Source organism: Lysinibacillus sp. FW301-JW8 (assembly GCF_058788755.1).
Map to the genome: position 1 here is coordinate 35,083 of NZ_JBYTBB010000029.1, position 14,464 is coordinate 49,546.

Here is a 14,464-nt window from a genome sequence, read left to right on the forward strand (position 1 = left end):
CAGTCTACACTCCAATCAACCGTTGCTCATCGTATTTTCTATCGGCATTTCACATAAATGTGTAGTGATAAAATGAAGTCTTTGCCATCACTATATTGCGCAATAGTGGAGCTTTGATAATATTTTTTTATGCGAAAACAGAGTGACAGCAATGAGTAGCTTTATGTAAAGCAACAAAATGATTCTATACATAAAGTGTAGGGCAACAACTATAGAATTGTGCCATTATATCCATTTAATGATGGTGAGTAACATACTTTTACTTTACTTTTGAGGGAAGAAAATATTTAAAGTTCTACACTATTGCTGATTGGAGTGCAAGGCTACTCGACTCCCGTGGGATAGCGAGACAGACGAGACCCTGAGGCCAACACGATGTTGGTCACGAAGGCGTTGTTGCTGTCGCTACGCTTTCGCACAGATAAATTGTCACAGGACGTGACGCACTTAGTCTTCGTTCCTCAGCGTATGAAGCGGCTCGTCGCTCGCCCACAGGAAGCCTTGCTCTGTGCGAAAGCGAAGCGTCAGCGGCAAAGCGAGTAGCCTGGAACGGAAATACCTTCATTTGACTTAGTAGGTGTTCACAAAGAGTCCCTTGACCATTTAGTTTTTCAACCGATGTTTATATTTAGTTTGATTACTAAATATAAATTTCTCAGCTTGACGATGTTCTCGCTCTTTAGACATAAAAACATCCCTTTAGACCAATATAATCTAAAGGGATGTTTCGTCGTAACTTTATTTTAAACATCGCAACTTTATTTCAAATCTACAGTAGAGTTAGAAAAGGATAAGGTTCTAACTTTAAAAAGGTTAGTACCTAGGTTGAGAAATTATTTTCTCAACCTTTTTATTCGGTGTTTTTTTATTTTCACTCAATATCTACATTTAAACACTTAGTTTCACAGTAATAGCCTTTGCCGCCAACATAAACTTTTTCTATTTTATTCTTGCTATTGGTTGCTAATTTAACTAATATTTCGGAAGGCGAGTGTAAAGAATAACCTTGTTCAAATACATAGACTTCTTTTTGCAAGTATTGCTGTTCATAAAGGTAGCAAGCTAATGCACCGTTTGAAGTTCCAGTCGCTGCTTCTTCATTGATGTCGTATAGTGGAGCAAAATTTCTGCATATAATTCGATTGTCATTAAAAGTATATAGATGCATCCCGACAACATTATAATACTTGCTGATTTCTTTAATTTTTTCAAAATTAGGTTGCAGTTCATGTAATCGTGTTTCGCTTTTTATAGGAATTAAAATATCTTTTAAGCCCGTAGAGACAATTTGAATTGGGTATTTATTGTCTATAGCTTTAATGTCAAAACAGTCGATGAACTCGTTTGGAGATACAACATCATAGAATATCGGTTTATTTTGTTCCATGAATATGATGTCATCTTTTATGGTAATAGTAAGAACACCGCTGTTCGTTTCAATCGTATAGCGATTCCTGAAAAGTTTATTTAAATGCATCAGTATCGCGAAAGAGCCAATTGTGGCATGACCACATAAATCAACTTCTTCTTTTGGTGTAAAATACTCAAATTTATAATCAGCAATTTTAGATTCTGATATAAATGCGGTTTCAGCATAGCCCAGTTGTTTGGCTATTGCCATTTTTTGAGTAGTGGTCAATGTATTCTCAATAAATACCACTCCTGCTTTATTTCCGCCTTTATGATCCTTGCTAAATGCACTTGCAACATAAACGGATATTTTCATAAGATACCTTCCTTCCTCACTTATAGTAAATTGTAGCATAGAAAGCACTACGTCAACACTTGTCGTTTGTATAACTTGTAAATTTGGTTTTTACGTTTTAGCAGATTACGTTGCTTATTGTACTCTTTCTCTCTTTGTTCCATCATGTACACTACCAAATTAAAATTAGTAATGTACATTTTCATAATATGTGCAACATTATAAAAAAGTAATTATGAAATAAATCATCATGTACAATTACTTATCTTTAATGTTACATAGTAGGGCACTTTTTTCTATTATATTGAAACTAATAAAGATGTTATTACGACTATAGTGTGACTGGGATTAGGAGGTGTTTGCTTGAGTGAGCATTTAGCAGCAATTATGGATGAGCATGGTGAATATTGCCTACGAGTGGCTTATCTTTACGTGAAGGACTGGGCTATAGCGGAGGAAATCGTTCAGGATGTATTTTTCGCCTATTATCGTCAACAGGAGCGCTTTGAACAACGATCCTCATTGAAAACATATTTAGTAAAAATAACTGTACATAAAAGTCATGACCATTTACGAAGCTGGAAAAATAAGCGACATATATTATTAGAAAAATTACATATTGGCGTGAGTAGGCGAACACCTGAAAAAGAATTAGTAGAGAAGGATGATCGTCGGATTTTGGCAACAGCTTTGTTTGAACTTTCATTACCTTATAGGGAAGTACTAATTCTTTACTATTATCAAGAATTAAAAATACGAGAGATAGCAGATATCCTAGCATTAACTGAAAACACAGTAAAAACTAGATTACGTAGAGCGAGACAAATGCTACAAGAAAAACTAGATAAAAATGATTGGGAGGTGTTAGGAGATGACATCCTTTAAGGACAAATTGGATAAAGAGCTTGGTGAAGTGCCACGGTTTTCACAACCATTACAAAAGCGTATTTTACAGCATGTTAAGCACAAAAAAAGAAGAAATCGGCAATATCCAACGATAACTTTTGGGGCAGTTGTGGTGACACTACTATTGTTATTCGTTATGGGTCCTTGGGGACAAGTGGAAACTACAAAACATGCTACGATAGTTGAATTAGCACAACAGGAAGCCATTAAACAGTTTACTATGGCACAAAATTGGGATGAAGATTCCTTTAAAGCCGGAAGAACTGGTTGGATTATAGGACAGCAAGTGTTTAAAGAAGAATCAGCAAGAGATATGCTGAAACAAATATTACAGCAGGCTACCGTTACACTGAAGGATAATAATTTTATCACTTTTGCGAAGAGTGATATATGGGTTGAGTTTGATAATGGGCAAATCATAAAGCTGAAGATGTGCTTAAACGATATCGAATTAGTTTTCACTGATCAACAGACAAACATATCTTATAAAGTGAAGGATGAAAACCTAGCATCTGCTTATAAGAATTTTGTACAGAGAAGTGAATTCAATATTAATAGTTCGGATTTAATTACCTTTATAGTTGTTATTATCTTTATCGGGTGGTTAGTTGATAAACTTTTGCGAAGGAAGTTTAATATTCCAAAGGAGCCAAAATACGTAAGCTCAGGTCATCAGCGCTCCACATATATCGTGAAATTTCTGAATGCAATTTTTATTTTGGTATTTACAATAAAACAATGGTTTTTGTATACAATCGCTCTAAGTATATCGTTAGCAGTAGTAATAATAATTTCTACTATGATTGAGTATTACTATGGCCGCGAAGAGAAAAGACATTATGTATCAATTATTTCTTCCATTGTAATGCTTTTATTATTATTTATATTCCTTATGTATATTTAAAGTAGTATGCCATAAGCAAAATAGAAGATGAGCTAGTATTGAGCTCGATTGGAATCGAGCTCATATGTTTCTACTATCCATATTTTCAGTTTGAAGCAAGAATTGGGCTATACAAGAGATCATAAAGCTAACGGCTAGACCATATAAAAAGTTAAAGTATAATCCAATACCGATACCAATGACTATAGAAAGAAATAGTGCAAACCAACTATGCTTATGAATCGTTCTGTTTGTAAATAAAAGAATAATGATAAAGGGCAACATCGTGATATGAAGAAAGGCAAAGGTGTAAATAACACCTAAAATTGTCATATCAATAGATAAAAACAAGGTAAGCAAGATTAGTATAAGACCTATCAAATAGTAATAATAGGGTTTTTTTGCGGAAAAGAAGCGTTTCGTTGCTCGCATTTCAACAAGTAGGGTAGTCACAATAGCTAAAAGTGTAAAGACAAAAAAGGCAAATGTAAGGAAACCCGGCTGTACCTCATATAAAAATGTAAGGACTAAAATTTGAAACTGTCCATAGGAGCCACCGTATAGGGCGATCATTAAGATAGCGGTAAATGATAGTGTTAGTAGAGCTAAAATAACGCCTGCAGAAAATAAACTCCGCCGTATTTTTTTAGGTTTAATAAAGGCAATTAGATACCATGTTGATTTATCAAACAATACTTGTCCTAAAATCGCTAATTGTAATACAACATAGAACAATAAGATTTCACTGTTTTTAAAATAAAACAAATATGGATGATATAATCGAATCCCTTCATATACAGTACTGGCACCATTTTGTACAAAATAAAAGATGGGGATAAAAATAAGAAGCGAAAAAAGCATGATGATAAATAGAATATCCATCCATAATATCCCTTTTATTGAAAGTAATCGATCCAATAATAACATGCCAATCAAAAACAGTGTCAGTGTTATCGGGACTGGTATATTTAACATAATAGTTGATAGTACACTAACGCTTATTAATTGTATAAGCCAAATTTCGATGCCTGTTATTAGATAGAATAATCGGATGAATTTTAAATTAATTCCACTTAATTTTTCCTGCATTTTCAGAATCAAAAAGCTTTGTTTGTTTTGGCTTTGTGTAAAGCCGCTTCTCTTTAAAAATGAACCAAGCACGATAAATGATATGGCTGTTGCTAGTGTGTAACAAATGCCCGCCATAAAACCATAGGAAATAAGGGCAGAAGGAGAGGACAATAATAAGTTTCCATTAATCCATCTAGCTAACAGAATAATGACCCCTGCTGCTGTGCTTAAACTTGCGAACGGTACGAGCAATGAATATTTCTTTAACATACAATCAATACCCTTTACTCATTTTAGAGGTTCTATATTGACGAGGTGATTGATTATATTTTTTCTTAAAAGCTACACTAAAATAGTGCTGACTATTGAATCCACAGCTCTCAGCAATTGCAGACATACTCGCGTCTAGATTCTCATTTATTTTCTTGACAGCCATCTCTAACCGATAATTATTAATATACTCATTAATGCCGATGGATTGCTCCTCCAAAAATTTGCGGCTTAAATAGCTTGGATTCAAATGAATCTTTTCAGCAATAATATTTAAACCAAGTTTTTCATGATAATTTTCATGAATATAAGAAAGAGCGCTTTGAATGGCATCGTGGTTAGAGCTCCATACTTTATATTTTTCCACAATAGCATCTAATTCACTAGCGATGACAGGCTTTGTAAGATAATCCTTAACCCCGATACGTAATGCTCGTTGGGCATATTCGAAGGTCTGATAAGCTGTTACCATAATAATATCTACTTCATAAAGTTCTTTTAGTTCCTTGCTCAGAGTGATTCCATCTTTCCCAGGCATTTGAATATCCAAAAAGGCGATAGTCATACGGTGCTTTTTAGCTAATTGCAGAGCTTGTGAGGCATCCTGAGCAGTATGGAATGTCCAATTAGGGAAATGCGGTTTTAATAAATAAATCATTTGCTCAAGCTCTAACGGCTCATCATCTGCGATTAATATATTCATGGTGAGATTCTCCTTTCACATTCAAATTTGTAGAAAGCCTAAGCGGGAACATGGATCGTAACAGTGTAAAACTGTTCATTATTTTGAATCGAGAATAAAATATTTTCGAGTCCATAAATAAGTTCAAGTCGTTTTTTAATATTTTCAAGACCGTAGCCTTGCTGCAATTCATCTTCTACCTGTTCAACAACAGTTTCTATTTTTTCCGATGGCTGTGTATTTTTAATTTCTATTAATAAAAACTTGTCCATTTTTTTGATAAAAATGGATAGCTTCGCAGGTCCTATATGTTTTTCAAAGCCATGTTTATACGCATTTTCAATAATGGTCTGGAGAATAAATGGAGGTATTTGCACGGATAGGGCTGCTTCATCAACATACTTGTGAATCGTTAAACGATGCCCAAAGCGTAGTTGTTGAATATTTAAATAGCTATCGACAAATTGCACCTCGTTTTTTAAAGCGATTAAAACCTCGTGATTATTGTATTTAAATTTAAAAAACGTTGCTAAGGCCTCAATGCCCGCAACCAAATCTTCCTTCCGATTGATGCGGGCTAGGCTCAGTAATGAATTTAAAGCATTAAAAAAGAAATGCGGCTGTATTTGCTGATTTAATTGCAGAATATTGGCTCTTTGTAAATCCTGCTCAAGCTCTAAATGCCTTTTTTCTTCCTCAAGGCTGTCGATTTGTTTTTCAAAAATAAAAATAAACGTAAGCAGAAAAGCTCCAATAATTGGAGCAATTACACATAGGAGAATATATATGTTGAAGGTTTCTAGTTGTAACATAACGACCTCTCCATTTATTTTATAAGTGTAAGTTACATTAAACTAAATTTTCTGCAAAATGGCAAGCTACCTTATGCGTTGCAGAAATTTCTCGTAATGCTGGAACTTCTGCTTTACATTTATCTGTTGCGAATGGGCAACGTGTGTGAAAGCTACAGCCAGTAGGAGGATTAAGTGGGGAAGGCAGATCTCCCTTCAAAATAATGCGCTCCTTGCGATGGTGCTTATCGATCACTGGAATCGATGAAAATAGTGCTTTTGTATAAGGATGATGTGGCTGTGTGAAAAGTGAATGCTTATCAGCGATTTCTACAACCTTTCCAAGATACATGACCATGATTCGGTCTGAAATATGGCGAACGACACTTAAATCATGAGAGATAAATAAAAAGGTTAAATCTAAATCTCTTTGTAGTTGCTTCAGTAAGTTTAAAATCTGTGCTTGAATGGAAACGTCTAAGGCAGAAACCGATTCATCACAAATAATAATTTTAGGATTGACAGCAAGGGCTCTCGCAATACCAATACGCTGACGCTGTCCACCTGAAAATTCGTGCGGATAGCGCTCTAAGTACTCAGGACGTAATCCCACAAGCGACATTAACTCAATCATGCGTGCCTCTTGCTGCTCAGGCGGTACTATTTTTTGAATAGACATGGCCTCCATCAACATTTTACGAATCGTTCGTCGTGGGTTGAGAGATGCATAGGGATCTTGGAAAATAATTTGTATGTCCTTGCGCGCAGCTCGAAGCTCTTTTTTGTTCATATTCACTAAATTTTTGCCAAATAATAATACTTCTCCAGCGGTAGGCTCATCCAATCTTAAAATTGAACGACCTGTCGTTGATTTTCCACAACCAGATTCTCCAACAATGCTGAGCGTTTCACCAGGCATAATATCGAAGGAAACGCCATCCACAGCTTTAACAACCTGCTGTGGACCAAAGAGCTTTTCTTTTTTTAAGAAAAAATGCTGTTTTAAATTATTTACTTCTAATAGTGGTTGCTGCTTTGTCGTCATACTGTCATCTCCTTCATAAGTGTTTCTCCTTGCCACTCTTTGCTGTACATCCAGCATCGTACTTTTTTCTCCAGTTCGACAGTAAGGAGCTCAGGCTGTTTTTCACGGCATACATCTGAAGCAAATGGACAGCGTTCTGCATAACGACAGCCAGTTGGGTAATTATATGGACTTGGAACGGTACCATGAATAGTAGATAATTCTTCTTGATCTTCATATAGCTTTGGTAATGATTGAATTAATCCATTTGTATAAGGGTGTAACGGTTTTTCAAAAAGACTTTCTGTTGTACCTTCCTCTACAACCTGCCCCGCATACATAACGGCAATTTTATCGCATATTTCTGCTACAACACCAAGGTCATGGGTAATGAAGATTATACTCATCCCTAATTGTTTTTGCAGATTTTGAATAATATCAATTATTTGAGCCTGAATGGTAACATCTAGAGCAGTCGTCGGTTCATCAGCGATTAACACGTCTGGTGTACAGGCTAGTGCCATCGCAATCATAATGCGTTGACGCATTCCGCCACTTAGCTGATAAGGCTCTTGTTTCGCTCTTTTTTCAGGTGCAGGAATCCCTACAAGGCGAATCATATCTACAGCCTTTTGCCATGCTTCCTTACGTGATAATCCTTGGTGCAAACGAATGGATTCAGCAATTTGCTCCCCAACAGATAACACAGGGTTTAAGCTTGTCATCGGCTCTTGGAAAATCATTGATATTTTATTGCCCCGTATTTTGCGTAATTCTTCATCTGATAATTTCAAGATATCTGTATTATTTAAGAGAATTTCACCATTGATAATTTTACCAGGGGGTGAAGGTACTAAACGAAGTAATGATAGGGAAGTCATTGATTTTCCACAGCCTGATTCCCCAACAATGCCTAACGTTTCCCCTTTTTGAAGTGTAAATGATACACCGTCAACTGCTTTGGCGACTCCCTCACTCGAATAAAAATAAGTTTGTAAGTTTTTTACTTCCAACACTGTTTCTTGTTTCATCTGTTTTCCCTCCCTAGTTTAAATCCATTCGCTTATTAAAGAATCGGTACAAAATGTCTACGAAAAGATTAATGAAAACGAATATTAATGAGGCGACAAGAACGCCACCCTGAACGACTGGTATATCGCGTGTACGAATAGCATCTACAATCATTCGTCCTAATCCATTAACAGCAAAAACAGATTCTACTAAAACTGTTCCTCCAAGTAAACTACCAAACTGTAAGCCTACAACTGTAATAACTGGAATCAAGGCATTGCGTAATGCGTGCTTTAAAATGATAATGTAACCCTTTAAACCTTTCGCTTTAGCAGTACGAATATAGTCTTGGTTTACAACCTCCAGCATACTAGAGCGCGTCATACGGGCAACAATGGCAGCACCACCAGCACCAAGTGTGACAGCAGGCAGAATTATATGTTTGGCACTATCCCAACCTGCCACAGGAAGCCAGTGTAACTGCACCGAGAAAACATACATTAATAAAATACCTAACCAAAAACTTGGTAGGGAAATCCCTAATAATGCAACGACCATTAATCCAACATCCATAAATGAATAGGGACGAATTGCAGATATGATGCCGGCAATAAGCCCTAGAACAATTGTGATTAAAATACTATAAAAGGCTAGCTCAATTGTGATAGGTAAACGAGCAGTAATTTCTTCAAATACAGGTTGGTTATTTTTTAATGAGTTACCCATATCACCTTGTAGCAGATTTTTAATGTAATCTGTATATTGAACAGCTAAAGGCTTATTGAGCCCTAAATTTTCACGTAATTCTGCAACAGTTTCTTGTGAAGCGCCTTCGCCTGCTAAAATTATCGCTGGGTCGCCAGGAATCATCTGCATAATTAGGAAAACAACAAGCGTTACACCGAGCGTCACAGGAATAATTTGAGCAAGTCGTTTTAAGATAAATAATGTCATGTGTTTTCTCTCCTTTAATTTTTCATTCTAGGGTCTAAAGCATCGCGTAATCCATCTCCAAATAGGTTAAATCCTAGTACAAGTATAGAAATCATAATACCTGGGAATAACGCCATATAAGGAGCAGTAAACAGGAAATCTCGACCATTTGACAGCATAGCACCCCATTCAGGAGATGGTGGCTGTGCACCCAATCCTAAGAATGATAGCCCTGCTGCCGATAGAATAGCAGTCGCTAAGCGCATAGATGCTTGAACAATAATTGGTGATAAAATATTCGGAAAAATATGCTTGATTAATATGGTCATATCATTGGCTCCAAGAGTTTTGACCGCATCAATATATTCCAATTTTTTCACTTCCATTGTCGATCCGCGTACGATACGTGCAAACATCGGAATAGAGAAAAAGCCAACTGCAATTGTTACATTAATAAGGCTTGGTCCTAATGCACTGACAATAGCTAGAGCTAGTAAGATACCTGGAAAGGCTAGCATGATATCTAACATACGACTAATAATAGAATCAACCCATTTTCCATAGTAGCCAGAGATGAGCCCTAAGAGTGTTCCAATTGTCCCGCCAAACAACACAGCTGAAATACCAACACCGATAGATAAACGCGAGCCATATAATATACGACTTAAAATATCTCGTCCTTTGTCATCGGTACCCATTAGATGGTCTAAACTCGGTCCCTGTAATTTTTGATCTAACTGTACGTCGAAGGGATCATAAGGGGCTATAATTGGCCCGATGAGAAACATCAATATATATAGAAGAATGATAATGCCTCCTGCGACAGCTGCTTTATTTTTTTTGATTTTATTTAGGAATGAAACAAGATTCTTTTTTCTAGATGCCTTGCGTGCATTCACTAAAACAGAATGATCGATAGTAGTAGTTATTTTTTCCATACCGAATGCTCCTTTTCTATTTGATGTGATTTCAATTTAGTGAAAAGCGTAAAGAATGTAAATATTTTAGTGGCTATTAGTCAGAAAATTTAAAAAACACGTAAAAATTTTAAAAAACAAGTGAATTTTATTTCTTTATAATTCGAAATGTAAGTATCAAATCACACAAGGAGGAAATGTTTATGAAGAAAATGAAGCTGCTTTTATTCATGACACTAATTACTGTTCTAGTTTTGCAGGCATGCTCAACTGCTAGTAATAAAAGTGCAGAGGGTTCCAAAGAGGGAGCAAAAAGTGTAGGAGGAGAATTGGTTATTTTACGGGCATCAGATGCGACAAGCCTTGATCCTCACTTTATTACAGATATTCCTTCAGCGAATATTATTCATGGCAAGGTATATGAAACACTTGTTGCTTTTGATAGAGATCGCAAAATTACTCCATTACTTGCAAAAGAGTGGGAGCAAAAAGATGATGCTACTTGGACATTCAAATTGAATGAAGGCATTAAATTCCATGATGGAGCAGATTTTAATGCAGAGGCTGTAAAAGCTACATTCGATCGAATTTTAGATCCTGCAACTGGATCTCCACAGCGTGATAAATTATCAATGATTAACGAAGTAGTGGTAGATGATGAGTATGTTGTAACGTTGAAATTAAAAGAACCGTATGCACCGCTTCTATCTATTTTAGCGAGTCAAGAAGGCAGTATGATAAGCCCGAAAGCCATTGCTGAATCGGCTGATAAGTTGGCAACACATCCAGTAGGGACAGGTCCATTTGTATTTGAATCTTGGAAATCTGGACAAGAAATTACATTAAACGCAAATAAAGACTATTGGGGTAATGTACCGAAAGTAGATAAAGTAACATTTAAAGTTGTACCAGAGGATTCTACTCGCTTAGCAATGATTGAAAGTGGAGAAGCCCATATTGCTGAGCAAGTACCAGTAACAGAAATTAATCGCATTGAAAATTCACCGTCAATGAATCTTTTCCGTGCAGAAGGGCTTGCAGTAGAATTCATCGGTTTCAATGTGAAAGACGCATTATTATCTGATGTTAAAGTACGTCAAGCAATAAGCTATGCAGTTGACCGTGAAGCAATTATTAGCGGTATTTATGATAATGTAGGGACACTTGCGAATTCAGCGATGAGTCCAAAGGTGATTGGCTATTCAAGTGAAACGAAGGCGTATGATTATGATGTTGTCAAAGCAAAACAGCTTTTAAAAGAGGCCGGAATTAAAGAAGGAACGAAAATCAAATTACTAACAAGTGATCGTAAAGAACGAATTAATATGGCAGAGGTTGTGCAATCTCAATTAAAGGGCATTGGCTTAGATGTAGATATTCAAGTTATGGAGTATGGTGCATTTATCTCAGAAATCACGAAAGAACAGCATCAATTATTTATTAGCGGCTGGGGCAATGCTACTGGTGACGCTGATTATAACCAGTACAATCTGTTCCATTCAGCTTCTATGGGCGCACCAGGAAATCATTTCTATTACGGTAATCCTGAAATAGATAAGCTGATTGAAGAAGGACGCTCTGAATCAGATCAAGCTACTCGTAATGAAATCTACAAAAAAGCAATGCAAATGGAGTTAGAAGATGCTGTGTATATTCCAGTTCGAAACTATGAGCATTTGGCAGTCTACAGCAATGCTGTGAAAGGTTTCTGGTTAGATGCATCTAACTACACAATGATTAGTGGCGTTGAAATTGTAGAATAATCAAACTTGGTGATCGATAAAAATACCAATTAGGGAGGAAACTATGCGTAAACTACTGCTGAAAAATGTGAGACTAGAAGAAGCTTATGAGTACGAAAACGAACATATTGTCGGAACTCGTACAGCTATTTATGATGTCCTAATTGACGATGGACATGTCCAACAAGTGGATAAGAATATAGTGGTTGATGGAGATGTAGAGGTTTTAGATGCTCAAAAGCAACTACTGGTTCCTTCATTCCGGGAAATGCATATTCATATCGATAAAACTTATTTTGGTGGAGAATGGCAGGCACCAAGACCGATTACAAAAGGTATATTAACGCGTATTGAAGAAGAAAGAGCGCTATTACCCAAACAATTGCCAACAGCTGCCTATCGAGCAGAAGAAATGGTCAAGTGGCTCATTTCACAGGGACATACACATATTCGTTCCCATTGTAATGTTGATCCACAAATTGGGACAAAGCACATTGAAATTACGAAACAAGTTTTAGAAAAATATCAAGATCAGATCACCTATGATATTGTGGCTTTTCCACAACATGGCTTACTACGCTCCAATGTGGAAGGACTAATCCGTGAGGCGATGGCAATGGGGGCAACGCTCGTTGGGGGCGTTGATCCATCCATCGTTGATCGAAATATTGAAAGATCACTACAAACAACAATGCAAATTGCACAAGACTATAACGCTGGTATCGATATTCATATTCATACACCAAATACATTGGGAGAATTTGAATTTTATAACTTGATTGATTTGACAAAACAGGCCAAAAAAGAAGGACAGGTCACAATCAGTCATGCGATGGCACTAGCTGATTTACCACAGCCACAGCTAGAGAGTCTAGTACAAGCGATGGCTTCTGTACAAATGGATGTGACAACGACAGTGCCAGTCGCTATTAATCGCTCTACAATTCCAATTCCCTATTTATATGACAATGGGGTAAACGTTTCGGTAGGTCATGATAGCTTAACAGATCATTGGTCTCCTTATGGTACAGGTAACACAATTACAAAATTAAATATTATGGCAGAAAGATTTCGTTTCATGGATGAATACTCTTTAAGTCGTGCATGGAAATATGCCTCTGGCGGTATAACACCTCTTAATGATAAGGGTGAGCGTGTATGGCCGAAGGTTGGTGATGCTGCGAATATGCTTTTAGTAGATGGCGTGAGCTCAGCCCATGTTGTGGCTAGAAGATGCCCGATCTCTACAGTTATTTCACAAGGCAAATTGATTCACCAGCAGGAAGTGGGAGAGTTGAAAGGAGAATTCAGATGAAGCAATGGCTTACAAACGTTCTACTTGAAACAGGAGAGTATGTAAAAGATAATGATACAGTTGGCACAAAGGTTGAGCTTTTTAACCTTGAAATTACCGATGGTTTTATCTCACAAATTAAATCAGCAGCACAACCCATTGATTCTTCACAACAGGTTACAGATATGAAGGGCAAATTACTCTTACCTGCTTTTAAGGAAATGCATAATCATTTAGATAAAACCTATCTTTCCTTACCTTGGAAAGCTGTAGTACCAGCAAAAAACCTAAAGGATCGGCTAGAGCAAGAAGCAAGAGAGCTGCCTATTTTAGCTGCTACAGGAAAACAGCGTGCTCTTGCTATGATTGAAAAAATTATCAGCAATGGTACCAATCATATTCGTACACATGTCAATATTGATCCATATATAGGGTTAAAAAATTTAGAAGGTGTACTGGCAGCCTTAGATGACTATAAAGATGTTGTGACAGCAGAGGTCATTGCCTTTCCACAGCACGGCTTATTACGAGATGATGTGCCGAAGTTACTGCGTGAGGCATTACGTAACGGTGCTACGATGATTGGCGGGCTTGATCCAGCAGGAATAGATAATACCATTGAACGTTCTCTTTACGAGACAATGGATATTGCACATGAATTTAATGTTGATGTTGATATTCATTTACATGATGGAGGACATGTCGGCTATTATACAATTGATAAATGGATTGATATTGTCGAAGAGGCGAATTACCAAGGGCGAACAGCAATAAGCCATGCCTTCGCATTAGGAGATGTTTCTGTAATGGAGCAGCATACTATTGCTGATCGACTCGCACAGCAACAAGTAAAAATCATGTCAACCGTACCATTTAATATCAATCGTGTTATGCCGCCAATTGATTTATTATCAGAACATGGCGTCGATGTTCATTTTGGTTGTGATGGATTTTATGATTCATGGAGTCCATATGGTTCTGGAGATGTGTTGGAAAAAGCAACTACTTTTGCAGATATAACTAGAAAACTAGATGAGCGCTCCATTCGCCAAGTATTGAGATATATTACAAATGGTATTACGCCATTGGATACAGATGGTCAAATGGTTTGGCCAAATGTTAAAGACGAAGCGAGCTTTGTATTCTTTGACGCGGTATCAAGTGCTGAGGTCATTGCAAGAAGACCTTTAGATCGAGTTGTGATGTCTAAAGGGAAATTTATTCGCTAGAAATGT

At 36.8% G+C, this 14,464-nt stretch carries 13 protein-coding genes; 5 read left to right on the top strand and 8 right to left on the bottom strand.

Features of this window, described 5'->3' with window-relative positions; translation table 11 throughout:
* Positions 1-871: 871 nt before the first annotated feature.
* Positions 872-1,726: a PhzF family phenazine biosynthesis protein gene (locus tag AC3WOM_RS13180; protein WP_427542896.1), complete on the bottom strand. Its 855-nt coding sequence runs from the start codon at positions 1,724-1,726 to the stop codon at positions 872-874.
* Between the two features lie 342 nt (positions 1,727-2,068).
* Here AC3WOM_RS13180 and AC3WOM_RS13185 point away from each other — a divergent pair, with 342 nt between their 5' ends.
* Positions 2,069-2,590, top strand: coding sequence for a sigma-70 family RNA polymerase sigma factor (locus tag AC3WOM_RS13185; protein WP_427542899.1), 522 nt, complete (start codon positions 2,069-2,071; stop codon positions 2,588-2,590).
* Positions 2,577-3,515, top strand: a complete 939-nt coding sequence (locus AC3WOM_RS13190) for a DUF4181 domain-containing protein (protein ID WP_492447215.1) — start codon at positions 2,577-2,579, stop codon at positions 3,513-3,515. The genes AC3WOM_RS13185 and AC3WOM_RS13190 overlap by 14 nt, the downstream gene beginning before the upstream one ends.
* A gap of 60 nt (positions 3,516-3,575) precedes the next feature.
* Here the strand turns inward: AC3WOM_RS13190 and AC3WOM_RS13195 are convergent, their stop codons facing one another.
* From AC3WOM_RS13195 to AC3WOM_RS13225, 7 genes are read right to left on the bottom strand one after another with little or no spacing between them, the layout of a single operon-like run.
* Positions 3,576-4,835 carry a permease gene (locus AC3WOM_RS13195; RefSeq protein ID WP_492447216.1) on the bottom strand — a complete coding sequence of 420 codons (1,260 nt, stop codon included), beginning with the start codon at positions 4,833-4,835 and terminating at the stop codon, positions 3,576-3,578.
* A gap of 4 nt (positions 4,836-4,839) precedes the next feature.
* Complete coding sequence (locus AC3WOM_RS13200; protein WP_427542908.1) at positions 4,840-5,538, bottom strand: response regulator transcription factor; 699 nt, start codon at positions 5,536-5,538, stop codon at positions 4,840-4,842.
* 38 nt (positions 5,539-5,576) lie between these two features.
* A complete protein-coding gene (locus tag AC3WOM_RS13205) occupies positions 5,577-6,329 on the bottom strand; it encodes a sensor histidine kinase (protein WP_492447217.1) in 753 nt (250 codons plus the stop codon).
* A 37-nt stretch (positions 6,330-6,366) separates the two neighbouring features.
* Positions 6,367-7,353 (bottom strand): ABC transporter ATP-binding protein, encoded by a 987-nt coding sequence (locus tag AC3WOM_RS13210; RefSeq protein ID WP_492447218.1) that lies wholly within the window; start codon positions 7,351-7,353, stop codon positions 6,367-6,369.
* The gene (locus AC3WOM_RS13215; RefSeq protein ID WP_492447219.1) at positions 7,350-8,363 is read right to left on the bottom strand and encodes an ABC transporter ATP-binding protein; all 1,014 of its coding nucleotides are present in this window, start codon (positions 8,361-8,363) and stop codon (positions 7,350-7,352) included. The genes AC3WOM_RS13210 and AC3WOM_RS13215 overlap by 4 nt, the downstream gene beginning before the upstream one ends.
* Before the next feature lie 13 nt (positions 8,364-8,376).
* Positions 8,377-9,297 (bottom strand): nickel ABC transporter permease, encoded by a 921-nt coding sequence (gene nikB / locus AC3WOM_RS13220; protein WP_492447220.1) that lies wholly within the window; start codon positions 9,295-9,297, stop codon positions 8,377-8,379.
* A gap of 14 nt (positions 9,298-9,311) precedes the next feature.
* On the bottom strand, positions 9,312-10,214 hold the full coding sequence (locus tag AC3WOM_RS13225; protein WP_492447221.1) for an ABC transporter permease: 903 nt from the start codon (positions 10,212-10,214) through the stop codon (positions 9,312-9,314).
* Positions 10,215-10,396: 182 nt separating this feature from the next.
* Here AC3WOM_RS13225 and AC3WOM_RS13230 point away from each other — a divergent pair, with 182 nt between their 5' ends.
* From AC3WOM_RS13230 to AC3WOM_RS13240, 3 genes are read left to right on the top strand one after another with little or no spacing between them, the layout of a single operon-like run.
* A complete protein-coding gene (locus AC3WOM_RS13230) occupies positions 10,397-11,956 on the top strand; it encodes a glutathione ABC transporter substrate-binding protein (protein WP_427542925.1) in 1,560 nt (519 codons plus the stop codon).
* Between the two features lie 43 nt (positions 11,957-11,999).
* Entirely contained in the window at positions 12,000-13,250 is a 1,251-nt protein-coding gene (locus AC3WOM_RS13235; RefSeq protein ID WP_492447222.1) for an amidohydrolase family protein, read from the top strand.
* Complete coding sequence (locus AC3WOM_RS13240; protein ID WP_492447223.1) at positions 13,247-14,458, top strand: amidohydrolase; 1,212 nt, start codon at positions 13,247-13,249, stop codon at positions 14,456-14,458. Before AC3WOM_RS13235 ends, AC3WOM_RS13240 begins: the two co-directional genes overlap by 4 nt.
* Positions 14,459-14,464: the final 6 nt, after the last annotated feature.